Source organism: Chryseolinea sp. H1M3-3, assembly GCF_029360725.1.
GTDB lineage: Bacteria > Bacteroidota > Bacteroidia > Cytophagales > Cyclobacteriaceae > Chryseolinea.
This window is the reverse complement of sequence record NZ_JARKMY010000001.1, coordinates 164,036-189,642: the sequence shown is the minus strand read 5'-3', so window position 1 is coordinate 189,642 and position 25,607 is coordinate 164,036. Positions and strand designations below refer to the sequence as shown.

Sequence of the window (25,607 nt, the reverse complement as noted above, 5' to 3'; positions counted from 1 at the left end):
CGTTTAAGATAATGGACTAGCCCAGCCATTCCTATCCGCAACGTGATCAACCTGCGCATGGCATGGAGAGCTGCAAATATCAAACACGCTGTTTTAATGATGAGTGGGACAAGGATAATGATAATGGATCAACTGAGGCGTTGGCCCCTTTGGTGTTGAAAATTTTTTAAATGGTTAGAAGCCGTGATGCTTATATTTTCCATATTATACAGCCTGTTACGTTCCTTCAAAGAAACTTTTATTCATGCCTTCGTTATTTTATTTTTTTTGCATGTTGTCTCTTGCACTACTTCGGAGAAAGCCCTTCCGTCTTACATCCATGCCAAGTATCCTGGTGATGAGAAAATCGATTCTCTAATTAGTTTGATGACGCTGGAGGAAAAAGTTCGATTAATTCATGCCGAATCTTCTTTCGCCACAGGTAGTATTCCACGCCTCAATATTCCGAATTGGGTAATGACGGATGGCCCACATGGAATTCGAAAAGAGCATGGCATCGACTATATTCCTGACGAAGGTGTTGACGATTCCTGCACTTATCTTCCAGTAGGTGTAGCGTTGGCATCAACATGGAATCCTGACTTAGCTTATGAGTATGGTACTGTGTTGGGAAATGAAGCGAAATATCGTGGCAAGGATGTAATTCTGGGACCTGGTGTTAATATTATCAGGACACCATTAAACGGCCGTAACTTTGAGTATTTCAGCGAAGATCCGTTTTTGACATCACGCTTAGCTGTGCCTTACATTAAAGGAATTCAGGATCAGGGCGTATCTGCCTGTGTCAAACATTTTATTGCCAATAACCAAGAGACAAATCGCACAACCGTAAATGTAGAAATGAGTGACCGTGCTTTGTACGAAATTTATTTGCCCGCGTTTCAAGCCGCAGTGCAGCAAGGCAATGTGAATACTGTTATGGGATCCTACAATAAATTCAGGGGACAATACTGCACTCATAATGCTTATCTGATGAATAACCTGTTAAAAGAGCAATGGAAATTTCAAGGTGTGGTGATGAGTGATTGGGGTTCGGTACACAGTACAAGAGAAGCAATTTACAACGGCACGGATGTAGAGATGGGCACGGATATCTTTATGCAGCCTGAACCTGAATATGGCAAGTTTTTTTTAGGTAATGAAGTGATTAAACTGGTTAGTTCGTGCGATGCAAATGAAAGTTTGGTTGATGATAAGGTGAGACGAATTTTGCGCGTGATGTACAAAACTAAATTAGCGAAAGGACGAAACGCTGGCGCTATCAATACACCGGGGCATCAGTCAATAGCACGGACGGTGGCCGAGGAGGGAATTGTATTGCTGAAAAATCAAGGCATACTTCCATTAAACAAAAATGAACTGAAGTCCATTGCGGTCATCGGTGCAAATGCTTCACGCAGGCATGCCGCATCTGGGGGAAGTTCACAGGTCAATGCGAAATATGAACTTACGGTGCTTGACGGATTGCGTGAATTGGCGGGTGATCAGGTGGACATAAACATTGCAGCAGGTTATAAAATAGAGAAGGAAGGGAAACCAAATGCTGATTTAATCAATGAAGCCGTGCGTTTAGCATCAACTTCAGATGTTGTTGTCTATGTAGGTGGGTGGATACACGGATATAGCGATGCCTGGGAAGACAACGCCTTTGACTCTGAAACGGTTGACAAACCAAATATGAATCTTCCGTTCGGACAGGATGAGTTAATACAGGCTATTCAGAAAGTAAATCACAATACAATTATTGTGTTATATGGTGGCGGGCCTACCGACATGTCAGCGTGGAGTGATCAATCGACGGCTATCATGCAAGCTTGGTATCCGGGTATGGAAGGAGGCAGAGCAATTGCGAAAATTATCTTTGGCGAGACTAATCCATCAGGAAAACTGCCCATGACATTCCCGGTAAAACTTGAAGATAGTCCTGCTCATGCACTAGGTGAATACCCGGGAAGCGATGTTGTGCATTACAAAGAAGGATTGCTAGTGGGCTATCGCTATTTTGATACAAAAAAAATTCAACCGTTGTATCCTTTTGGTTATGGGCTATCGTATACAAACTTTGCGTTTGATAAATTTAAAGTAGAAAAGCAAGGCCTTAAGGTTAAGGTCAGTCTTGAAGTAACGAATACGGGTACTATGGCCGGGGCGGAGGTAATACAAGTGTATGTTCGCGATGAGGCTGCAACTGTAGAGAGGCCCGATAAGGAATTGAAAGCATTTAAGAAAATATTCCTTAAGCCTAAAGAATCAAAAGCTGTAGAATTAGTCTTGGACGAAAGTGCCTTTAAATATTATGATGACATCCGGAAGGAGTGGGTGCTTGAGCCTGGCAGGTTCCTGATTTTGACAGGTAATTCTTCAAAAAATGTTAAACTTACAGGAGAGGTAATCTTTTAAGACAAATACTTCTTATACTTCGGACTTATTTTTTAACGAGAATTTCAGGTTATTAAAATGTCAACATCCACTACCCAATCTGTAAAGGTTCCCGCTTCTCTTATGGAATCTGAATTTAATCGCATTCTACTGAAGTATAATTTCACGGAAGATAAAGCAAAAAAACTAGCAGAAATTTACACCGTCAATAGCCTCGAAGGAGTTTACACGCATGGCGTAAATCGATTTTCAAAGTTTATTAAATATGTTATTGACGGACATATAAAGCCGGACAAAGAACCTGTTTGTATACACCAGGGTGGAGCAATTGAACAATGGAACGGACAGTTGGGCCCAGGTCCACTCAATGCGTTAGTCTGCACAGACCGCGCAATTGAAATTGCTAGCCGGCATGGGATGGGTTGTGTTGCCATCGCTAACACAAATCACTGGATGCGTGGCGGTACTTATGGATGGAGAGCAGCAAAGCAAGGTTACGCTTTTATTGGCTGGACAAACACCATTAAAAACATGCCGGCTTGGGGAGGTATGGATGCAAAACTTGGTAATAATCCCCTGGTAATTGCGGTACCCTATCAAAATGAAGCGATCGTTTTGGATATGGCCATGTCGCAATTTTCATATGGCGCACTTGATTTGCATGTGTTGCGCAATCAACAACTTCCAGTACCCGGTGGGTATGATAAGCACGGTGCGCTAACCACAGATCCTGCATCCATTCGGGATAGCGAAAGAACATTGCCTATTGGATACTGGAAAGGCTCAGGCCTATCGTTGCTTTTGGATATACTTGCAGCAATGCTTTCCGGCGGTTTCCCGGTAGTCGATATCTCAAAACAAAATGTTGAGAACAATCTTTCCCAGGTGTTTATTGTAGTTAATCTTTCAAAACTTAAAAATTCCAGTTCGATTCCGGGCTTACTCCAACATATAATTGATGATTATCATCAATCCATTCCTGAAAAAAATTCGAAGGTATTGTATCCCGGAGAAAGGGTTTTGTCTGTCAGAGAAGACAACAGTAAGCATGGTATTCCTGTCATTCAAAAAGTATGGGACGACATCATGGCCCTATAGTATTTGGGCGCGAACGCACCCTGATCTTAAAGAGCGTTTGTTGATGATGTCCCAACCTTTGGGCTGGATGCCCGACCTGAAGGCTTATATTTTTTTTACCTGATCCCCTATACGCACCTCGCCTGCTTTTATCACACGGGCAAACAGGCCACGGAGACGAAGTTCGCGTGCAAGTTTTGAACTGACAAATTTCAAAGCCTCAACACCGAAACGTTCTCGAAACTTCATGCATCCCGTGTGGGGAATATCGGTTGCTTCTATAATGGTTGTGCCGATTGCAAGCTGCTGGCCCGGTTTTATATTTTGATGACTTAGGTCCATGTCGACGATAAGATTATCACCCGCCAGAGGCCACCGTTCTTTCGAAGTTGCAATCAAGTCCAGGCATCGGCTGTTCATTAATGTTACCTGAACATTTGGATCGGGCCGTCCGTCCGGCAAAGTTTTCCAGCAACCTTGTGACCAATGATCGCCCTCCAGTCCTGATTCAGGTGTTAGTCTGCAATACCATGGTACCGCGCGATCTTTTTTCATAGGGCGAACAACGATCATATAGAGTGTCCCATTATCGACGGGCGAATTTTTTATGTTTTCGAGCCCTACTTCAAGATCGGTTAAAGACCTATGCACAATCATAAAATCAAAAGGTTTATCATATGTAATGTAAAAAAATCGCCTGAAAAAACCGGAAGGTTAGTAAGAATAGCGCGGACATGAGTTAAGAAAAACGATGTCGTCCGGAAGACGATAATTGAATCAGTTATCGGTAGGCACAGAAGTCCTTTCGATTGGACCTTCGTCAACCTAAGGACTTCTGTGTTTCATTGATATTCTTGCTAAAAAAAAATACTCTATTGAACCAGATTTTCTAGAGCCTGCGGAGATACATGAGAAGTTTACTAGTCACCGATTTTTGTCAGTTTCTCAATGTCATTATTAATAGACAGTATTAATAAACTTGTTGCCGTACAAAATACCGGGCTGGTAATGCAATGATGCCCATTCCAGCTGCCATCGTTATTTTGAATCTTTAACATTCTGCCACTGATATTATTATACCATTGCTGCCATCCGTTGTCTTTCCCGATAACCATACTTTCTCCCGTTTGTAAGTAGCTCAAAAATTCCTCTCCGCCATTACTTCCAAAGCCATCCATAACATCGTCACGTTGCGCTTGAACTTTTGCAGATTGATACACTTCGTAGGCGGTAGCGTATTTCATCGCATCGGTTTTATCAAATCCAATCTTTTGAAGATTTTCTGCAGTAGCCGGCGCATCGTGGGTTAAACTACCACCTCGCTTTGCCTTTTCAATTTCTTCTTCTACGCGACGAGCTTCTTTAGCACTTGCCCGCGCCGATCCCGATACAGCATATAACATCACGCCGGCGCCCATCTCAGTATTCACTTCCCCTGTCTTTGCGTCGAAATTATTTTTCTGAGCTTCCCGCGATTTTTCCAGGGCCTTGTCGTCTACAGCTGCCCCTTTTGCTTGTGCTGATTCCAGTGCGTTAGTGGCAAATGAAGATTGGAGAACACCCGCCCAGCCTGCGCCAGCCATATTTCCATTGGCATCTTGCGCCCGCTGAATTTTTGAAACACACGTATTCAAATTTTTTTGTATCCGTTTTTTTAAAATTCCATCGTGATTGACATAGTCCAGCATGTTGGAAAAAAATTGAGCAGTAAGGATGACATCAATGTTTTGACCAAGTTTCGTTTGAATTTGTGTTCCCGTTAAATCAGTAATGTTGTAACTATTTACGTCTGAGTTTTCGGTTGCATTCATTAGAAATTCCAACCCTTTCTGTAAATTATTTGCGTATGGACCGTTAGTCAAGGTCGAACCACTTCGCAACAGCGCCATGGCGACCATCGCAGTTGTTGCGGGATCAGCAGGAACTGCATGCGGGTCAAAGACGTCCTGCCGACTATGGCTGCCGGCGCCCCATCCACCCTTTTCATTTTGTGCTTTAATCATCCAGGCAAGGCCGCGATCCACTGCGAGCAGCACTTTTTCCGGCGTTTTATGCACAGCATTAAACATTGACGATTCTTCCCCCATAACAGTCCTGAACACACATCCTTTCGGTGGCACGAAGGCATGAGCTTTTTTTACCGGTGTGTTCAATCTCGTGACCGTAAAGCCAAACATTAAAATGGCCGTAACAGCGATAAATGTTAAAATCGAATATTTCCAGTTTTTCATGATGATTTTATTTGTTACGGTGTTAGGATGCTGTGCATGACAGTTTTCCATAAAAGAAAAGCGTAATTATTTTTGCTGAGCAATGACGAAGCCTGAAAGCTCTTTAATTTGAACAACGATTCATTATCTTTCCTCCGATAACCTCCCAATATGACCTCTAAACGTCTTATTAAAATTAGTTTTCCGATCTTGTTACTGGTAGGAATCTATTTTTTAGGTCCTGAGCCGGATAAGCCAAAATACGAAACGGTAAAGCCTACCGTTCCAGACGATGCAGCAGCATTAGAAAAATTCATTGCTGACGAAGAAGCGAAACATAATATCAAACCAAATAATGAAGCACGCATTGTTTGGTATGATAGCAGTAAGCAAAAGACGCGTTATGCTGTCGTTTATCTGCATGGATTTTCAGCGAGTCAGGTAGAGGGTGATCCGGTTCACCGGAATTTTGCCCAAGCCTTTGGATGCAACCTTTTTTTACCTCGTTTGGCGGATCATGGTATTGATACAACGGAGGCGCTACTCAATTTTACGGCCGACCGCGCATGGGAGAGTGCAAAGGAAGCGTTGGCCGTTGGAAAGAAGATTGGAGAAAATGTTATTCTGATGAGCACTTCTACCGGCGGGACGCTGGCGTTGAAGCTGGCTGCTGAATATCCTGACGAAGTTTTTGCGTTGATAAATTTATCTCCAAACATTGCCATCAATGATGGTGCGGCATTTCTATTGAACGACCCCTGGGGTTTACAAATTGCGCGGTTAGTGATGGGAGGTGATTATCGGGTCACCGACGCGAATGAAGAACATGCTAAGTACTGGAACAAAAAATACCGATTGGAGTCTCTCACGGAACTGGAGGAACTTTTAGAGTCTTCGATGAATAAAAAATTGTTTAACAAGGTAACGCAGCCTTCGCTGACATTATATTATTACAAAAATGAAGCGGCGCAGGATCCCCAGGTAAAAGTAAGTGCTATGCTGAAAATGCATGAACAATTAGGCACACCTGACGAGTTAAAAGTACAAAAAGCCATGCCCAATGCTGGCGCCCATGTCATAGGTTCATCGTTAACTTCAAAAGATGTTGCTGGCGTTTATCAAGAGATAGAAAAGTTCGCAGTTGAAAAGTCGAAGATGACTAAAGTGAAGCCAGCTAACAATTAATTTTCCGTCAAACGTTTAAATGGTAAATCGTCTGATTTATCTCAGGCCTTGAATAGCTTTTTGCAGATCTTCGGGCGTATCAATTCCCATGGTTTCTGTATCAGTTTCTGCAACACTTATTTTAAATCCGTGTTCGAGCCACCGCAGCTGTTCGAGTGATTCGGCAGTTTCAAGTGATGATACCGACAGCCGTGTAATTCGTTCCAGAACGTCCGAGCGATATGCGTACATCCCAATGTGTTTATAAAACTTGTGGTTGGTAATCCACTTTTCTTCTGGGGTGTTCCGTATGTGCGGTATTGGAGAACGACTAAAATACATTGCATCCATCGATTTGGTTACCACAACCTTCACAACATTGGGATTAAAAAGCTGCTCTTCATTATGTAACGATTTTACCAATGTAGCAATCTCGGTCGTGCCATCAAGCTTACCAGCCAGAAGATCAATTTGATCGGGCTGAATGAATGGTTCGTCCCCCTGAATATTAATTACATAATCATACTTCTTTTGCTGAAGTGTCAGCGCCTCATAACACCGGTCCGTGCCGCTTACATGATCCGGTTTAGTCAGGCATACTTCGCCCCCAAATTTTTTTACATGCTCATAAATTTCGCGATGATCGGTAGCTACCACTACATCGTTTAATGCGCTGGATTGTTGTACCTGTTCATAGACACGCTGGATCATGGATTTGCCATTGATAACAGCTAATGATTTTGCAGGAAATCGTGTTGAGGCATAACGCGATGGTATTATTCCAATTATTTTCATGCGTTTTCCATTAATCGTTTTACCAACAGGCTGGATCCTGTAACGTTGATCACTTCAACGGATGTTCCTTTATCCAAAAACTCGCCGCGTGTATATGCATCATATAATAATCCATCAATCTCAACTTTTCCACTCGGTCTCAATACCGTTTGCGCTGTCCCTCTTTTTCCGCTTAATACATTGGTGATGAAGTTTGATGTGTACCCCTGGGCGCTGTCTTGTGTGGTGGTCAGGGCGATCTTTTTGAAATATCTTGTATCCGGTAGCCGTGATCCTCCTACAAAGAACAGGACCATGGCGCCAAATAAGCCAGCCATAGCCGCAGCCAGCGCGCTGAGTACATCGTTCATTCTTACAAATTCAAAATCAAATGCTTCGTTGTTGATCATGATGAGCACCAGCGAACCGATGACCAGAATAATTCCACTAATGCCTGCAACGCCAAAGCCCGGAAGAACAAAAATTTCAACTGCAATCAGGGCAAGCCCGGCAAAGAATGCGATGATCTCCCAATTTTGGGCAAGACCATTTAAGTAGTAGGGAACGAGGTAAAGAATTAGAGCAACTAAAGCTGCAAGACCGGCAAATCCAATTCCGGGAGTTTGCATCTCAAAATATATACCGCCCAGAATCGCGAGTATGAGTATACCACTGATAAATGGGTTCAGAAAAAAACTGATGATCCTTTCAGTTGAGCTTAGTTCAAAACGGTCTATTTCGTATTCAGCGATCTTATTTTTTTTAAGGATTTCTTCTATAGATTCAACTTTGCCTTCACAATAGCCATACCGTATTGCCTCTGAAGTTGAGAATGTGATGACTTGTCCTACCTTCTTCACGCTATCCAAAACAACCTGCTCATCCACCATACCTTCCGCTATGGTGGGGTTGCGGTTATTTTCTTCTGCAGTAGAGCGCATGATCGATCGCATGTAGGATTGATATTTGTCAGGCGCTCTATCACCGCTTCCATCAACTACAGTTGCAGCGCCAATACTAGCACCGGGGGCCATATAGATACTGTCGCATGCGATGGAGATCAAAGCTCCAGCTGAGGCTGCATCCGCATTGATGAAAACCCATGTCGGTTTTTTAAAACTCATGATCTTGTCAACAATGTCTTTTGCATCTGTCAGAACACCGCCATAAGTATCCATTTCAATGATCACAATATCGGCCTCTGTGGTCGTGGCGTGGTTAAGTGCCAAATCCACATAACGTGTCATTCGTGGATCAATTTCATTTTTTATCTCCATTACCATCACCTTGGTTTTTTGAGCAAACACCGGGACGGCAAGTGTACAAAAAACCAGCAACGTTAACATTGTCACTAAAGTCCTCATTATGTTCTCGAAATGAATCATCGGGTAAAGGCTAAAGAATTAAAAAAGCTCACTTACTTTACATAAAATTAAACTTTAAAACGGTTGGCGTCCAGTGTAGCTTTCAACTTTTCGCATGTTTTCGCTGGAGTAGTATGGAATACCAAAATTTCAGAGGAAAATCAGGTAATGTTGTTAGAGATTCGTAACAGCGATAAGAAAGAAGTTCGTTTTTCGGCATTTAACTACAGAAACAATCAATTTTTGTGGAAGGACAAATTACTGGATGAGCCTTGGTGGATGAGCCTCAGTGGTGTTTCGGGAGATTTAGCGCTGTTCACCCTTTACCTTGATACGAACAATCCAGATAAAAAAGCTACGCTTGCGCACCGCGTGGATGACGGAAGTTTAGTTTGGTGGAATAATGATTTTTCTATCAGTTCAATTTCAGGAAAAACAATATTTGGGTTTTCAGAAAAGTTTGGGAAGCGTGAGGTTTGTCTTGACCTAAGGACCGGCAAAATCATTGAATCAGCCGTTTCTGAGGTGAATGCAAGAGAAAATGTATTGCGGCCGCATCAATATCCGGCAGATCATGAATACTTCAGAACGGTACAAACATTTTTTAATCAAAAATTCAATTTATTGCCAATAGCAGCGTTGGAATACCTGGAGTATGACTCACTTATTTTCGTGTCATGTTATTTTAATGAAATTGATTTGGCGAACTATTTGTTTATTATTTCTGCTGACGGAAATTTGTTGCTGAAAGAAAAATTAGATGAACACCTGAAAGGAATCGGAATGGATACTTTTTTCATCTTATCAGGTTGCGTATTTTTCGTGAAGAATAAAGTAGAGCTGGTTAGTTACAAGATTTTATGATCAATGAAATAATTTTTTCGAGCGTTTTATTTTTTAATGCTCAACAAGTACATCGCGATTCTATAGGAACAGAGACAGTCAACGGGAAAGTTTTTGTCATCCATAGCGTAGGAGAGAAGGAGACATTATATGCAATCTCCAGGCGTTACGGGGCATCCATTGAAAGTATTCTTCAATATAATCCCACGGCTGATGCCGGATTAGAGATTGGGCAGATTCTGAAAATTCCATATACGCCTAGAAAAAAAGTTCAGGGAGGGAATGGAACTACGCATACCGTTGCCGCCAAAGAAACCATGTATTCTATTTCAAAAATGTATGGTGTTACTATTGATGAGATCAAGCAATGGAATAATATCACTGATAATGCCCTGTCTGTCGGGCAACAGCTTGTCATTAGGAAAAGCGGCAGCACACCTGTTTCAACTACCACTCCATCTTCAACTGCGACTACCTCCTCGACGGTTCCCAGCCCTGCAACCACAAATAAAAAGGGTGTCCATACCGTTGCGCCAAAAGAGACAATGTTCTCGATCAGCAGGCAATATGGTGTTTCCGTTCAACAATTAAAGGACTGGAATAAGCTGGAAGGGAATGAATTGAGCATCGGACAGGAATTGATTGTGTCGGCCCCACAAGAAGGGTCGCGACAAACCACGCCGGTGGCTAAAACTACCTCACCAGCGCAAACTAGCCCGGTACAAAACACGCCAACTACTCAACAGGCTCCGCCGGTAGTAACCCCAACACCTTCGGCAACCGAGGCAAAGAAAGAAACTCCTGTTCAGACGGCATCAACAAAACCGGAAGTAAAAGAACAAACAATTCGTATTTCCGAATCTGTGAAAAGCAGCGATGAGGTTCTACAAACAGGACTTGCTGAACTGATAGAAGGTACGGATGGGAACAGAAAATATCTCGCGCTTCACCGCAATGCCCCCGTGGGCACGATTATGAAAGTGAGAAATGAAATGAACAATCGCGAGGTGTTTGTTCGTGTTATGGGAAAATTGCCAGACACTGCGGTGAATGATAAGCTCGTCATAAAAATTTCAAAATCGGCATACGACAGGTTAGGTGCGATTGATTCCCGATTTAGAGTCGAGGTGACATATTATAAATAGATCACTTCGTTCTAACGTAGAAATTTTTGATGTTACCTTTTCCGGTATCACGTTTCTCTACTTCAAACTGTTTCATACTTTTTAGCAACAGTACTAATTTGTTAAACCCATAATTTCGCGGGTCGAAGTTCGGTTGCTTCTTCAAAAGAAGATTACCCAAATCCCCAAGAAATGTCCAGCCGCTTTCATCAGCCAGATCGTTGATGCTATCGCTGACAAGCTTCACGAAATTTCTGGTAATTGGGCTAATGGGTTGTTTGCCATCGCCTTCGATGGGTGTGTTGGCTGTCCGGGGTTTAGCCTTGGTCGATTTGACTAATTCCTCATCGGATGTTTTTTCCTTTGCCAGGATTTCGATGTATATAAATTTATCGCAAGCGGAAATGAACGCCGTAGGTGTTTTCTTTTCACCAAAACCGAACACTTTCATGCCGGCCTCCCGAAGACGGGTCGCGAGACGGGTAAAATCACTGTCACTCGACACAATACAAAAGCCGTCGACTCTTCCTGAATATAAAATGTCCATCGCATCAATAATCATCGCAGAATCTGTAGCGTTCTTGCCAGTGGTGTAACTGTATTGATGAATGGGCGTGATCGCATATTCCAGCAATACAGACTTCCAGCCCGACACGGTCGGTTTTGTCCAGTCGGCATAAATGCGCTTAAACGTTGGATTTCCATATTTAGCAATTTCCTCTAACATACCTTTTATGTTTGAGTAAGGAACATTGTCTGCATCGATCAAAACTGCAAGGCGAAGATCTTTTGCAAATTCTATATCGGAGTTATTGTCGGAAGAGTGTCTGGTTTTAATTAAAGATGCCATTGTAAATGCATTAGCCGATAAAGTTTATCTTTTACAAACAGCGTGTTATGGCAGTTGTTTATCGATCCCGATAAGTTTGGTCTAATGTAGGAAAATCGAGAGGAGAAAAGAAAGGGTAAAAATTAACTAATTTATTCTCCGTAAGTCATTTGAAAGAGAGGTCTTATGATCAATGAATCTCCAAGGTTCATTTCATCCAGATAACTTCTGTTTGCCTGCAGGAAGTTATTATATTTTTGAGTGATAAGGTCATATTCTTCGCGGTAAAGATCAACTCTTTGATCCGCGATCCGGATCTCTTCAACTAATTTTTGCAACGTCGGATTATAAGCAAATTCACTTCTGGATTCAGCGATGGAAATAAGTTCGGTTACTAAAGAGTTTGAAGCAAAATCGTATTCTTCAATCAAATCTTCTTTAGCCATCGACTTCTGATCGTATCTTAAATCAGCCAACCGATCCAGTTGTTCTTCGAAGGTTTGTAGTTCATTTTCATTGGCAGTAGTTAGCATTAATTCGTGCAGAAGATTGTGCATAGCTGTAATCTTCTGGTTATCGTCATTGATCATGATATTCCAGGAGCGTAACATACTGTCTTGGAGAGACAGGTAAACATCAGTAAGAGAGTCAGCTTTTGTGAAGGTAGCGGAATCGGTCTCGCCTCTTTTTTCACAGTTAAACATCAGTATACCCAGGCAGGAAATTAAAATACCTGAAATCCGTAATCTCATAGTTTTAGTTTACTGCTCATGAATACGGCTGGTTACGATAAAATGTTATCAGGTTTTACTCGTAATTGTAATGCATGCATGATTTTCGGCGTAAAGGCAGGATCAGGAGACGAGTTCGCTACCCGGGGTAAATAATATTAAAACTGCCGGGGATAATTTGATTCAAATGATGTTTCATGTGTTTTACATAATCGCCCGCCAGCCATTCAAGGGAACGAAGCCTGGGTATTTCTCTTCCTGTATTGCAGTTTTTATTGTAACTGGCTTGTTCCATTGACAATAGTATGCTGCAAATCCGTTCGTTTAGCAAAATCCAAAGCTGGATGATACCCTCAGTTTTCGCCAATTGGTAGTTGTTGGCCGCCACCCACAAATCCTGATCATACACGATCAGGGGTGGTGTAGATTCATATTGGCCGCAAATAAATCGTCGAAGATTATTTTGGGCAGAGTCAATTAAATGTCCAAGCACTTCAATTTTGCTCCATTTTGCTGGATTGGGTTTGGCATAGAAATCTGAATCTGGAATCACATAGAGCCTATCCCCGAATTCCCGGATTAATTCTTTAAGGTCTTGTATTATTATTTGCATGGCAATTTATATAACGTAGAAGGAAAAACTATCGATAAAAAAATTGCGTTCTTGTTGTATGACTTTGAAATACCTGGACTTTTTGTGGGCATTAGACTTTCTGTACCGGCATTATCCCAAGTACCATTCAAATGAGCTTTTGATTTTGGCGGATGATATCTTCAAATGGATAAATAATGAGTTGCCGGAAGATAGCAGTACGCTTGTTTACCTAAAAAGTTGTTTCAGTTCACCGTATGAAGCGTTGTCGGCGGTTTGGAAAGAAATTCTATTACTTGCAGGACCTTTTGTAAGGCAGAATTAAATTCCAAAAGGTATCAGGCCGTTTTCTTCAACCCGTTTATAAGCATGTCAGCCAGTTGATCGCCCAAGGCAGCAGGATCGATTGCTGAGTCTGGATCATACCACATTGGCATCCAGTTTAAAGATGAAAATAAGGTCATTACTGCCAATTTTTTATCAATGGTGTTTTTGAATTCTCCGGTGCGAACACCTTCTTCCAAAATTGTCTTAAAGCGATTGATGTAATTGATGCGCAACAGTAAAAAATCACGCAGATAGGGTTCACTTAGATGCCGATGCTCATTCATGAATACCGCTGAGGCTGTGAGGTCTTTTGCCATTACCTGGATATGACCAATGATTCCCATGCGGAGTTTTTCACTTGCTGAAACATTTTGCTTCTCCACTTCATTCAATGACTTTCTGAATTCAGTAGCCATGTCAAAGCAAAGACTTCTTAAAATTTCCTCCTTCGATTTAATGTGTGAATACAAACTAGCGGCTTCAATACCAAGCAATTGGGCGAGATCCCGCATGGAGGCAGCTGCATACCCCTTTTCTTTAAAAAGCTCTGCAGCCTTTCGTATTACTTGTTCCTTACGGGTTAAATTTCCTGCTTCCGACATACGCTTAAATATATAAAGTTAGAAAATAATCGTTACAGCGGAGCGAAAATAAAAACATCGCAAATCTTCATCAAATCAAACTCGAAAAGATTCAGAGAGAATGTTCTGCACAAACAGATGTTAGGAAGGATGAGAGTCTAACTTGCTATGAGCATGTTGATGGGTGGAAACAGAAAAAACCTCCAGATGATTTCTGGAGGTTTAGCGGTTTAGAAAATTACTCCGAAACTAAAGGCATTTAATTTTGGCCCTCTACCTTCAGCGAAAAGTTCGTTCATATCGTAATTGAAGAATAAATCGGTTGACCTGTAACCCAATTGCAGCCGCATGCCGTATCGAAAATTGTTTAAGTAGAAGTTGTCTCGGTCTTTATCTTTTTCACGATCACCATCTTTGTACACGATCTTGGAGTGACTTGAAATTCTGTAGCCAACATAAGGTCCTAAACCGATGCGAAATGAATTATGATGTCCATCCCACAGCCTTGCTTTACGGCTGTTACCTCCAAAGTCGACAATAGGTACAAGGGAGGCATGGACGTAGGAAACGGTAAGTTTGCTTTTTCTAAAGTTAACATCCCGGAGGTCTTCTGTAAATTCAATGCCGTTGTCATCTTTTAAGATTGTGATATTATCTTTTTGGAATTTGAAATTATACCAGCTCATACCAACTCCCCATTCGATGAAAAATTTTGATCCTAAACGGGTGCGTTGAATGGATGACGCGGCCACATACCATGATCCCCATGGTCTTACTGAGTACAGGGCGTTATTATTATCCGGAAATTCACCATCTGTTAAATAATTATTTGTTCCCAGATCAAAGTTGAACGATTGCCAGGTACGTCCCCACCTGTTGCCATGAAAGTGGTTTCTCCATTCGTAGTCATCATTATCATCATCATCATCATCGTTATCATCCCGGTGATTGCGCCAGTCGTTATCGTCTTCATCATCGTCTTCGTCCTCACTATTTTCATTTCTTGCTACTACCTCTTCTGTTTCAGTCGAGTCGCGCTTAGCCAGGGCGGTAGTATCGTTCTTTTCGAGTTTGGAAAGCACATCCTGGAAAAGTTGCTGAAAGTCATAGTGCTTTAAGATCTCAAGATCGTTACGGTCTTTTATAGTAAATATTACCTGGCTTGTCTTTGCCAATTCTACGATGACTGTATCGGCCTGCTGCGCCTTGGTCATGATAGTGCCCAGGGCTATTACTGCTGTAAGTAAAAATTTCTTTGTCATACCCAATTATTTGTTTTGTCCACGTTTTTCATTCTTAAAATTCAGCGCGAGAATTTCATTCTTTTTCTCTCTTAGATCGCCAAACGGATCTTGATTACTTTTCAGATCACCGGCTTTTCTTAAGAGCTTTTTAAACGTAGATGATTTCTTTTCTTCTGAGGTTGCTTGGGCTAATGCATTTTTATCTAAATATTGATTTGTTTCTTCAGCTGTAATTGTCAAAGTTATATTCGAAGACTTTTTTGTAGGCGGAACAACGCTATCGACAGACGCCACAACAGGCTCGGGCATGGAGGTTACCTCGGCCGGCTGAATGGGTTCAGACGTTAATGGAGATTTTTGCGCAGCGACGGTTTGCGTTTTATATTTAATTACATTCTTAGAAGTCACGTTTTCTTTCGTCTCTGATTTTGAAAGAGGTTGCGCAACCGCTTCGTTCTCAGAGGAAATATCTTTTTCTCTATGATTGAGCGGTGTGCCCCCGTCTTTAGATTTATGTTCACCAGGTTTCTGGGTTTCAGTTTCCAATTCAGTTTTTGCCAATGGCTGTTTATCTGTCGAAGTACGATAAACCCAAAGGCCATACCCGACAGATGTCAGCAAAAGGAGTGAAGCGGCCACTTTCCACCATTCAAATTTTACTGTTGTTTTTTTTTGCAGCCCGCTTTCAATTCTATCCCACGCGCTTGCCGGTGCGGGTCTTTGATAATCCTTCAGTTTCTCACGAAAATATTTATCCGGTTGTTGATTCATCATTTGCTAAAATTTTTATTCGCCATCCATTCCTGTTCTTTCAATATTTTCTGAAGATAGGTGCGTGCACGGCACAGTTGCGACTTCGATGTGTTTTCGCTTATCCCCAGAGATTCTGCAATTTCTTTATGAGAATATCCGTCGATGGCATACATGTTAAATACAATTCTGTACCCTGTGGGAAGTTCATTTACCACTTGAATAAGGTCTTCGACCTCCAAATGATCACTTACCGTTTTGTAGTTTGGATCATAATCGACTTGCTCCAATTCCGTCTCGATGTACATAGAGCGATTTCTTCGTAAGCTGGTTAATGCCTCATTCACCACAATTCTTCTAATCCATCCCTCAAAGCTTCCCTCATTTTTAAATTGGTCAATTTTTTCAAAAACCTTCATAAATGCAGTCACCAGCACATCCTCTGCTTCCATAGAATCCTTTACATATCGATAGCAAAGGCCATACATTTTTGAAGAATAGGAATCGTAAAGAAGCTTCTGGGCGCTACGATCGCGCCTGAGGCATCCCTTTATCAGTTCGTCTTCTTTTGCCCGGTAAATTTTAAACTGCATGTAAAACGTTTCATTTTGATGATGCTAATTTAACGAATGAGGTTGCGTGGGGGCTTAAGAAAATTGTAAAATAAAGTCACGGATACCCATGGTCATTGCATGGGAATGCAATTTTGTGCTGGCTTTATCCATAAAACGGGCCGGTCAGCTTGCACAAAAGCTTGTTTTTTCAATAAGATACTACAGACAACCCTATCCCACCATGACTAAAACCATCCAATCAACTTGCTTGCGATAAACGCGATAATTAACAATAGAAAAATAATCATATAAACGGGTTTTAATCTCTATCAATTACTTCAGGATTTCCACGGTAGTCAATGTCGCTGGCAACACCTTCATCCATTTCGAGATGGTGACTAACATTGACTTTGGCTGAAGAGGCGCCGTTCACCTCCACTGTTGCGTCATTCGCTTCCAGGTCGTAAGCAAGTAGTTTGGAGGCAAAGCGAATATCGGCGTCCATGTTTTGGACGTCACCGGAAAGATCTGCTTCAGATGTACCTGTAAGATTAACGGCAAGGTTATGCGCACTTAGCGAGCCGCGAAGTTTTACTGGTCCCCGAAGCTCGATCTCCATATCATCCATAGTGAATTCGTCGAATTTGATAGAGCCAAATCCTTCTGCTTCAATTCTTTCAAGGGAGGGCATCGTTACATTAATTCTGATATCATTGTGTTCGTTGACGCCATCGTTCCAGTCGAATTTTCGGTCCTTGCCTTCATATTTGATAACAAGTGTTCTGCCTTCCCGGTAAACTTCATATTTACTTTTTTCTTTAGCAGAACCAATGAGCTCCACTGCGTACGCATCACCTTTCATAATATGCACATCGAATAAGCCCTTTATGTCTAATCCATAAAAACTGTTTAATCCAAATTGGTCGGACACGGCATTTGAAGCCTGATCTTCCTCGTTATTATTATCCTCGTTATCATCATTCTCTTCTGTTTCATTTTTAGGGCAGGTCTTGCAAGTAATTCCATCCTCTGTCATGATCCACGTATTTCCTTCCAAGTCATCGTAGTCAATATACTGTGTGATAAAACGGCTGGTTGCTTCATCCAAAACAAATGGATAATTGTAAGGAATATAGAGGATCATTCTTAAATGCTGGTCACGAAACACGGCATTTTCTTTGAACCTGATATTGGAATCAAAAGTGATTATCGAATCTTGCACGGCTACATTATAATCCACCATCTTCGCATTTTCAATAGCCTGTTGCCGTGTCGAACCTTGCGCCTCAAAAGTCTGGACCAATTTGAAATCTTTTCCATTATATCCCTTCAACGTAAGTGTGGCAGCATCATAGTCGTCCATGCCAACTTCATTGATGTGAAAAACTGCAGTCTTACCGTTGAGATTATAAGTCTGCTCAACTTTAAATTCTCCGTCTTCTTTAAAGGCATAGACAATTTTTGGAATACCCACGCTAAGTATAGCGACACTGACAAAAAATAACACGAACATAGTCCAGCCCATAGTCGGTCCGATAACGTACTTCCGGGCAATCACAGACACTCCTAATATCATTATAAAAATCGCAGGGATAATGGCCGCAATAAAAGCAGCAACTACCAGCCACCCTGAAATGCCATTAATGAAAACTTCCAAAGGCATGCTAAATTCGTTGGGATGACCCCACGGCCATGAAAATGCGGTGTCTGAGAAAAGACCGATGAGTACACCACCGCTTACTATTGCGGTAAAAATCAAACCAAGGCCGAACATAATAATAGCGATCCCGATGACCACCCTAAAAACCTCCAGTAGCGGTACCAATATTTTGGCGAGCACGGAGATAAGTATTCCAATTATCCGGAAAGGAAGAAGAAGGATTCTGGTTGCAGTAGTTTCTTCTTTGCTTGGATCTACATTAAGATTTTTTTTTATGTTCGATTCTATATTAGAAAGTGTAACCGGTTCGCCTTGCATCTCCATTCGATCGGTCAATGTTTTAGCCTCGGGTAACGCAATCCACAAGACGATATAAATGATAAAACCTATTCCAAAGAAAATGGTGAAGATGACAAACAGCAGTCTGACTACAACCAAGTCAATACCAAAATAAGCAGCTATTCCTCCGGACACACCGCCAATCACCTTCCTTTCCGGATCCCGAAACATTTTTTTACCAGTCTCCGGTTCTTCCAGGTCAGTGGCCCCAGGCACCACAATCCACATCACAATATAAACGAGAATCGTTATGCCATACGCAAAGGCAGTCAACGCAAAAAGCAACCGTATCCATATAGGGTCAACATTGAAATAGGTAGCCATTCCTGAACAAACACCCCCAAGGATTTTTCGCTTCTCATCGCGCAACAGTTGTTTCGGCGTGGTAAATGTTTTGTATCCTTCATTTGACGAACTTGAAGAAGAAGGACCGGATGAATTTCTTCCTGGAGCCTCAGCCTTCGCGAATTCTTGTTCTTCAGCAGCTTTAAAATCGCTTACACTTCCCATTGTCGTGATCAATGCGTTTACATCGTCCGCAGTGATCACTTGTTTGCCTTCATTTAATTTTGAAAGAAAGATTTCTGCTACACGACTTTCAATGTCTGCCAGGATTTCGCTACTGTCTTCAAAGGAGGCAAAATATTTATTTATAGAATCGAGATACTTTCGAAGATTCTCATATCCGTCTTCTTCAATATGAAAGATAATGCCGCTTATGTTTATGCTTATATTTTTTTTCATAACAATGTAAGTCGTGTATTAAACATTAGATTTTGAGGTAATCATTTGGGTAGAGTGAACAAGTTCATCCCACGTTGCTGTCAGGTTTCCCAGAAATTTACTTCCCTTATCCGTTAGTTTATAATATTTTCTTGGGGGTCCCGATTTTGATTCCACCCATTTGTATTCTAAAAGACCGGCATTTTTCAGGCGGGTCAGCAAGGGGTAAAGTGTGCCTTCAACTACGATTATTTTCGCGGCAGTAAGTTCGTCCAGCATATCTGAGGCATAAACCTCGCCGCGGGAGATAATATGAAGAATGCAGTATTCTAATATTCCCTTCCTCATCTGTACTTGTGTGTTTTCAAGATTCATACATCACGTTTAGATCATTCCTAGCAACTTTAACGCAAACGTACTATGCATGACCAAGTACCTGGTGAAAAATTTCAAAAACACCCTTTTTCGTCTAAAATACAGGATTTTAATTTTTTCAGCCCTTAATTTGAAGCGGATCCGATGTTCCAAATCGTACATTATTGTTCACCCGATTGTACGATTCTGTGCAGTGACACGGGCGAGACGAGGCTCGTGGATCAATGCATAAACGCGTAACATCAGGTTGATGTATCATCTGTAAGGTTTCCAAGGTTTTGACAATCCGCGCACCGCGGTTGTTTGCTTACTTTTGGCGGTAGCCATGTATGTACCTCAGTGTTGTAGTCAGACCTTTTCATGAGACCATCTCTATTCGTTTTAATTTTAATAATAGTCAGTTTAAAATCCGTTGCACAAGTTGGTAATGAATGGATCGACTTTAACCAAGTTTACTTTAAAATTCCAGTTGCAAAAGAAGGAATTTACCGGCTGAATTTTGCCGACCTACAAGCTGCCGGTTTCCCAGTAAATACTAACCCGAAAAGAATTCAGCTTTTTCACCGAGGCATCGAGCAGGCAATTTTTGTGGAAGGGGAAGACGACACTCAGTTTGATCCCACCGATTTTATTGAATTTTATGGCCAGAAGAATGATGGGACATTAGATGCAGGGTTATATAAACCCGCGTCTTCCCAACCCCATTCGTATTACAATCTCTTTAGCGATACAACAAGCTACTTCCTTACTGTGGGGCCAATGAACGGCAAGCGAATTTCTCCCTTTTATGAAGAAAATACAGGCAATCTTTCGGCCGAAACCTACCACTGGGATGAAAAGCTTTTGCTATGGAATAACGACTATGCTACTGGCATTGACTATGGCGAAATTCTAAACACTTTCTTTGATGTTGGTGAGGGATGGATGAGTCACCGCATTTTTCAAACGCAATTTTTAGACAACACCTTATCGGATATAATAAATACCGTTCCTGCGGCTGCATTACCTGAACTTGAAATATTATTGATCGGCCGGGGTGTGATGGCGCATCAGGTGGAATTGTTTGTAGGCTCTGGACTTCGGTTAGTTGCAACCCATAATTTTTCAGGCTTTGAACCTCAAAAGATTGTCTTGCCCTTGCAATGGTCTGACATCGCCGGCGATGGTAAGCTCACGGTTCGGGTAAAGGTTAATGGACAAGGTGGTCAACCGGATAGGGTTAGCATTGGCTACATTAAGCTTAAGTATCCTCAAAATTTTGATGGCACTGGCTTTACGGAAAAAAGTTTTCTGCTTCAGGAAAATATCAATGGAAAATCCTTCATTAAAATCATAAATCCGGCAGCAGGCCTTCGGCTGTTTGATGTCACTGACCCGAATTCCGTTGTTCGGATTGATGGCGTGGTGGGGTCGACCATTGACGCAATAGTTCCGTCCACTGAAACTGTTCGAAGGATATTCGCATCTAGCGCAACGATTACGCCGGCAATTAAAGCTGTTAATTTCAGGCAGATAATTCCAAGTCAACACGACTATATTATTGTTGCACATCCTCTCCTTCAGCAACCTGCTTTAGGTTATAGTAATCCGGTTAAAGCCTATGCAGAATACCGGGCGTCTGCCGAAGGAGGAGGTTACGATACTTTGATTGTCAATATCCAGCAGTTATACGATCAATTTAATTATGGTGAGCCGTCTCCGCTGGCGATTTACCATTTTGTGAAATTTTTGACCAACGCAAATGTTCCAAAATACTTACTGCTAGTTGGTAAGGGTCTCGATGTAAACTATAAATATTTCAGAAACCCCGCGGGTTTTCCAACATTCAAGAACCTGATTCCGGCCGCTGGATATCCTGGTTCCGATATGGCATATTCGGCAGGGTTAGCTGGAACACAGTATGAACCGGCCATTCCAACGGGACGGATACCAGCCACAAAAGCCGAAGAAGTTGCTGCATACCTTAACAAGGTCAAGGAAATGGAAGCCTTGCCTTTTGATAATTTATGGCGCAAGAATTTATTGCATTTAAGCGGAGGCAGGGAAGAGGGAGAGCCCGAGTTGTTGCAATCTTATTTAACAGACCTGCAAAGTGTGGCAGAGGATAAATATTTGGGAGGAAAGGTTTCAGCGTTGGCGAAATATTCAAAAGAAATTCAAGTTGTCAATGTATCCAAGCAAGTGAATGAAGGTGTAAACTTGATTACATTTTTTGGTCACTCTTCTGCCACTAATCTGGATTTTGATATTGGTTATGTGACTAACCCCGTGATGGGATACAACAACAAGGGTAAGTATCCCACACTCCTGATGAATGGCTGTAATGTAGGAGCTTATTTTTTAACGTACACTACGTTTGGAGAAGACTGGGTTCTTGCGCGCGACAAAGGAGCCACTGCTTTTATTGCGCATAGCTCCTATGGATTTACAAACCTATTGAAACGGTACGCCGACCATTTCTATGAAGTTGGCTACCAGGATTCATCTTTTATATACAAAGGCATTGGCGACATCCAAAAGGAAGCCGCAAGGAGGTACATGTCTACAACCGTTGACTCTCCTCCAAATACCACACAGGTGCAACAAATGATTTTATTGGGTGATCCTGCAGTGAAACTGTTTGGCGCACCAAAGGCCGATCTTGAAATCAATAACGACAATGTTTCTGTTGAATCACTTGATGGACTGCCCATCACGGCGCTTACGGAATCTTTTGGACTAAAGTTAATTGTAAGAAACTTCGGGCAGGCAAAACCGGATACCATTCGTGTAGAAGTTACACGCCTGCTTAATGATAATTCAGTTATTGTTTACGATTCACTTTATCCCGTGACAAAATATAGTGATACGTTGATGTTTATTATCAACAAAGGAAGAGAAGAAGGTTTTGGTACAAACTCATTCACTGTTAAAATTGATCCGGATAATGTTCTGCCAGAACTGTCTAAGTCGAACAATTCAGTTACCAAAGATTTTGTCATTCCATTGAACGGAACAAAAAATTTATACCCAACCAATTTTGGAATTGTCAATGCAAATGAAATTGCGCTGTCCTTTCAAACCAGCAACTTGCTTTCGGAAGAAAGGAATTTTATACTGGAGTTAGATACGGTCAATACTTTTGATAGCCCGTGGAAGCAGGAGTTTCCTGTGAAGGGAACAATATTGGTAAGACAGACCGTCTCCCTGCTAGCTTCCGATACGCTCGCTTACTATTGGCGTACAAGACTTGTTGATCCTTTGCCGGAAGAAAGTACTGAGTGGACACAAAGCTCGTTTACATACATAAACAATGGACCTGAAGGTTGGGCCCAAGTGCATTTTCCCCAATATTTGCAAGACCAAACGGTTGGACTGGTGAACGATGAATACGCCAGAAGGATTACGTTTAAAGAGACGATTACCGATGTGAATATTAGAACTTATGGCGCTAATCACCCTTCTCTTAACACGGATGTTAGCATTAAGATCAATAACGAAGAATATAACTTAACTCAACAAGGGTTTATTTGTCGCGATAATTCAATTAACCTGATTGCTTTCGATAAAAACTCTGCTGCACCATACATAGGCGTAAAATTCAAATGGTATAATCGCGGTAATCGGGCGTGTGGTCGAGAGCCGTGGGTCATTAATAATTATGTTCCCGGCGACATGGTGACCGGAAATGAATTTGACATCATACAATTTGTGAATAATGTTCAGGAAGGCGATTCGGTTGTGCTATTTAATATCGGCGACGCGCAATATAGTGCGTGGCCAGCCGCCGCGAAGACTAAACTGGGGGAACTTGGAATTTCGGTAGCACAAATCGATGGCTTGTTACCAGGCGAACCCATCGTAATTTTTGCCAAAAAAGGATTAGCACCTGGCGGTGCAAGAATTTATAAAACCTCAGCATCGCCATCTGATGCGCAGGAACTAAGTGTTTCTAAAACCGTTACAGGAAGATATTCTTCGGGCTCAATGATTTCTGGCTTGATAGGCCCCGCTCTGAACTGGCAGTCTCTAAGTTCACGATCTTCTGAGGTAGAACAGGACGATATTATCGCTTTCGATTTGATTGGCGTAAAATTAAATGGAGAAGAACAATTTTTACTTTCGGATGTAATTGGAGAGCAGGATTTAAGTGGGATAGATGCAAATGAATTTCCTTATGTAAAAGTAATGTTTAAAGTCACTGACGACGCAAATCTCACTGCTCCTCAGGTTAATAATTGGATTGTCGCCTTTACACCCGTCCCGGATGGTTTGTTGAGTTTTAAAGGTGCAATTGAACAGCAGGTGCTTATTGAAGGAGAGAACTGGATTGGTGAATACGATTTTGTTAACATAACAGATAAGACATTCCCAGATTCACTCACTGTTAACACAGAAGTTTTTAATCAGACGGCCCGCACCTCTCAATTAGGTGAGATAAAAATTAAAGCTCCGTTGCCAGGCGATACAACAAAATTCTATCTCGAAGTTAACACCATTAACAAGGGAGGTTTGAATGATTTAAACGTCTACGTAAATCCTAAAATTATTCCTGAGCAATATTACGACAACAACATTCTTCAACTCCATAACCACTTGCTGGTCGAGGAAGAGAAGATTCACCCGGTACTGGATGTTTCCATCGATGGCCGTTATATTGAAAACAAGGAATTTGTCACCTCAAATCCGTTGATATTAATTAAGGTTTGGGATGAAAACCAACACATTCTGATAACCGACACAACGGGTGTAAAAATCTACCTGACATATCCATGTGAATCTCAGGTGTGCGAACCGACACCAATATTTTTTAATCGCCAGGATATAACCTGGTTTCCCGCGACCGGGAATTTGCCGTTCAGGGTAGAACTGCGACCGGCGAACTTGTCTAATGGCGTATATACCTTGCGTGTTGAAGCCAGGGATGGAAGAAATAACAGCAGCGGAACCGTTCCTTTTGAGATTCAATTCACCGTTAATAGTGAGAACGCTATTAAGATCGCCGATCCTTACCCTAACCCTTTTACCAATGAACTATATTTCAAAATTGTAATCAGCGGCAATGAATTACCGGATGCGTTCGACTGGCAGGTAATCAACGTCAATGGGAAGGTTGTGGCGCATTATGGAAATTACAGCGCACCTGGCTTCCACATAGGCACTAATGAGTTGAGTTGGGATGGAAAGGATCAGCAAGGCAATGTATTGTCGAACGGTGTGTACATCTACAAAATGATGCTGTACACCAAGGACCGTTTTATAGAGAAAAAAGGAAAAGTTGTTTTGATGCGACGGCCGTAAAGCGGCAGGTATCCTTAGTTACTTGAATACAAAGTCAGTTTATTCAAATGTACCTTGGTAACATGTTTGACCCGGAGCGGATCGACAGCCGTCCAGTGTTTCACATAGTAAATTTCTACCGGCTTTCCTGAAAGTTCGCGTTGAAGTTCTCGAAACGAACGCTCTTTTTCTAAATCGTCCTGTATATAATAAAAACGATCGTCATCTTTTAATTTAAAGACAACATTTTTGTTTTGCGTCTCCAGCACTTGTTCAATCGTTCCTTGTGTCCGAAGTGTATTATCGGGAGTTGCGGGTGGCAAGGGCCTGAAAACTATCCCTAACGTGATCATCAAAAGCAGAAAAATACTAGCTACAACTATTTTTTTTGTTTGCATAATGGTTTAACGATGCTCAAAGATAATTAACGATACGGATAGCATAACGTTCATTCGTATAATTCATTACAAACTTTCGTTAGTAAAATTTTTTTTTAGTCTTTTGCTCAAAAACTTTGTCTTTTACCAAACTTTATCGTTTAATTTTGCATTTAGTATCCAAACCAAAAAAAGCAGCTGAATGACTGACCTCTAACGTTCAACCTTAAACGACCGAAAAGAAATTGAAAACATTGTTCACCATAATCTCAGCAGCCATTGCTGCTTACAACTCAAAGAGAACGCTTCCGTTCTATCTAATTGCCTGCAC

At 41.7% G+C, this 25,607-nt stretch carries 21 protein-coding genes; 7 read left to right on the top strand and 14 right to left on the bottom strand.

Going from position 1 to position 25,607, the window contains the following annotated elements; genetic code table 11:
- Positions 1 to 186: 186 nt before the first annotated feature.
- Both P2W71_RS00745 and yiaK read left to right on the top strand, forming a co-directional pair.
- Positions 187 to 2,400: a glycoside hydrolase family 3 C-terminal domain-containing protein gene (locus P2W71_RS00745; protein WP_276368990.1), complete on the top strand. Its 2,214-nt coding sequence runs from the start codon at positions 187 to 189 to the stop codon at positions 2,398 to 2,400.
- Positions 2,401 to 2,457: 57 nt separating this feature from the next.
- On the top strand, positions 2,458 to 3,477 hold the full coding sequence (gene yiaK, locus P2W71_RS00740) for a 3-dehydro-L-gulonate 2-dehydrogenase (protein ID WP_276365720.1): 1,020 nt from the start codon (positions 2,458 to 2,460) through the stop codon (positions 3,475 to 3,477).
- Between the two features lie 84 nt (positions 3,478 to 3,561).
- On the opposite strand, the gene P2W71_RS00735 is transcribed toward yiaK, so the two are convergent.
- Both P2W71_RS00735 and P2W71_RS00730 read right to left on the bottom strand, forming a co-directional pair.
- Positions 3,562 to 4,113 carry an MOSC domain-containing protein gene (locus tag P2W71_RS00735; RefSeq protein ID WP_276365717.1) on the bottom strand — a complete coding sequence of 184 codons (552 nt, stop codon included), beginning with the start codon at positions 4,111 to 4,113 and terminating at the stop codon, positions 3,562 to 3,564.
- 263 nt (positions 4,114 to 4,376) lie between these two features.
- Complete coding sequence (locus tag P2W71_RS00730) at positions 4,377 to 5,687, bottom strand: hypothetical protein (RefSeq protein ID WP_276365714.1); 1,311 nt, start codon at positions 5,685 to 5,687, stop codon at positions 4,377 to 4,379.
- A 150-nt stretch (positions 5,688 to 5,837) separates the two neighbouring features.
- Here P2W71_RS00730 and P2W71_RS00725 point away from each other — a divergent pair, with 150 nt between their 5' ends.
- Entirely contained in the window at positions 5,838 to 6,851 is a 1,014-nt protein-coding gene (locus tag P2W71_RS00725; RefSeq protein ID WP_276365711.1) for an alpha/beta hydrolase, read from the top strand.
- Between the two features lie 36 nt (positions 6,852 to 6,887).
- Here P2W71_RS00725 and kdsB read toward each other — a convergent pair whose 3' ends face one another.
- Both kdsB and P2W71_RS00715 read right to left on the bottom strand, forming a co-directional pair.
- Positions 6,888 to 7,625 (bottom strand): 3-deoxy-manno-octulosonate cytidylyltransferase, encoded by a 738-nt coding sequence (gene kdsB / locus P2W71_RS00720; protein ID WP_276365708.1) that lies wholly within the window; start codon positions 7,623 to 7,625, stop codon positions 6,888 to 6,890.
- The gene (locus tag P2W71_RS00715; RefSeq protein WP_276365705.1) at positions 7,622 to 8,968 is read right to left on the bottom strand and encodes an NfeD family protein; all 1,347 of its coding nucleotides are present in this window, start codon (positions 8,966 to 8,968) and stop codon (positions 7,622 to 7,624) included. The genes kdsB and P2W71_RS00715 overlap by 4 nt, the downstream gene beginning before the upstream one ends.
- Positions 8,969 to 9,052: 84 nt before the next feature.
- Here P2W71_RS00715 and P2W71_RS00710 point away from each other — a divergent pair, with 84 nt between their 5' ends.
- The gene (locus P2W71_RS00710) at positions 9,053 to 9,832 is read left to right on the top strand and encodes a DUF4905 domain-containing protein (RefSeq protein ID WP_276365702.1); all 780 of its coding nucleotides are present in this window, start codon (positions 9,053 to 9,055) and stop codon (positions 9,830 to 9,832) included.
- A complete protein-coding gene (locus tag P2W71_RS00705; RefSeq protein ID WP_276365700.1) occupies positions 9,829 to 10,956 on the top strand; it encodes a LysM peptidoglycan-binding domain-containing protein in 1,128 nt (375 codons plus the stop codon). Before P2W71_RS00710 ends, P2W71_RS00705 begins: the two co-directional genes overlap by 4 nt.
- A gap of 1 nt (position 10,957) precedes the next feature.
- On the opposite strand, the gene P2W71_RS00700 is transcribed toward P2W71_RS00705, so the two are convergent.
- The 3 genes from P2W71_RS00700 to P2W71_RS00690 form a co-directional block, all read right to left on the bottom strand.
- The gene (locus P2W71_RS00700; RefSeq protein WP_276365699.1) at positions 10,958 to 11,785 is read right to left on the bottom strand and encodes an NYN domain-containing protein; all 828 of its coding nucleotides are present in this window, start codon (positions 11,783 to 11,785) and stop codon (positions 10,958 to 10,960) included.
- 131 nt (positions 11,786 to 11,916) lie between these two features.
- A complete protein-coding gene (locus P2W71_RS00695; RefSeq protein ID WP_276365698.1) occupies positions 11,917 to 12,516 on the bottom strand; it encodes a hypothetical protein in 600 nt (199 codons plus the stop codon).
- Positions 12,517 to 12,634: 118 nt separating this feature from the next.
- Complete coding sequence (locus P2W71_RS00690) at positions 12,635 to 13,108, bottom strand: DinB family protein (RefSeq protein ID WP_276365697.1); 474 nt, start codon at positions 13,106 to 13,108, stop codon at positions 12,635 to 12,637.
- 58 nt (positions 13,109 to 13,166) lie between these two features.
- Here P2W71_RS00690 and P2W71_RS00685 point away from each other — a divergent pair, with 58 nt between their 5' ends.
- The gene (locus tag P2W71_RS00685; RefSeq protein WP_276365695.1) at positions 13,167 to 13,412 is read left to right on the top strand and encodes a hypothetical protein; all 246 of its coding nucleotides are present in this window, start codon (positions 13,167 to 13,169) and stop codon (positions 13,410 to 13,412) included.
- 13 nt (positions 13,413 to 13,425) lie between these two features.
- On the opposite strand, the gene P2W71_RS00680 is transcribed toward P2W71_RS00685, so the two are convergent.
- From P2W71_RS00680 to P2W71_RS00655, 6 genes are all read right to left on the bottom strand, one after another.
- Positions 13,426 to 14,016, bottom strand: a complete 591-nt coding sequence (locus P2W71_RS00680; RefSeq protein WP_276365692.1) for a TetR/AcrR family transcriptional regulator — start codon at positions 14,014 to 14,016, stop codon at positions 13,426 to 13,428.
- 209 nt (positions 14,017 to 14,225) lie between these two features.
- Positions 14,226 to 15,257, bottom strand: coding sequence for a hypothetical protein (locus tag P2W71_RS00675; RefSeq protein ID WP_276365689.1), 1,032 nt, complete (start codon positions 15,255 to 15,257; stop codon positions 14,226 to 14,228).
- Positions 15,258 to 15,263: 6 nt separating this feature from the next.
- Positions 15,264 to 16,013 carry a hypothetical protein gene (locus P2W71_RS00670; RefSeq protein ID WP_276365687.1) on the bottom strand — a complete coding sequence of 250 codons (750 nt, stop codon included), beginning with the start codon at positions 16,011 to 16,013 and terminating at the stop codon, positions 15,264 to 15,266.
- Complete coding sequence (locus P2W71_RS00665) at positions 16,010 to 16,582, bottom strand: sigma-70 family RNA polymerase sigma factor (RefSeq protein ID WP_276365685.1); 573 nt, start codon at positions 16,580 to 16,582, stop codon at positions 16,010 to 16,012. Before P2W71_RS00665 ends, P2W71_RS00670 begins: the two co-directional genes overlap by 4 nt.
- A 280-nt stretch (positions 16,583 to 16,862) precedes the next feature.
- Positions 16,863 to 19,286, bottom strand: coding sequence for a PspC domain-containing protein (locus P2W71_RS00660; protein WP_276365682.1), 2,424 nt, complete (start codon positions 19,284 to 19,286; stop codon positions 16,863 to 16,865).
- Positions 19,287 to 19,304: 18 nt separating this feature from the next.
- A complete protein-coding gene (locus P2W71_RS00655; RefSeq protein WP_276365679.1) occupies positions 19,305 to 19,640 on the bottom strand; it encodes a PadR family transcriptional regulator in 336 nt (111 codons plus the stop codon).
- 360 nt (positions 19,641 to 20,000) lie between these two features.
- Between P2W71_RS00655 and P2W71_RS00650 the strand changes: the two genes are divergently transcribed.
- Positions 20,001 to 24,920 (top strand): C25 family cysteine peptidase, encoded by a 4,920-nt coding sequence (locus P2W71_RS00650; protein ID WP_276365676.1) that lies wholly within the window; start codon positions 20,001 to 20,003, stop codon positions 24,918 to 24,920.
- A 14-nt stretch (positions 24,921 to 24,934) separates the two neighbouring features.
- Here P2W71_RS00650 and P2W71_RS00645 read toward each other — a convergent pair whose 3' ends face one another.
- Positions 24,935 to 25,297: a hypothetical protein gene (locus tag P2W71_RS00645; RefSeq protein ID WP_276365673.1), complete on the bottom strand. Its 363-nt coding sequence runs from the start codon at positions 25,295 to 25,297 to the stop codon at positions 24,935 to 24,937.
- Positions 25,298 to 25,607: the final 310 nt, after the last annotated feature.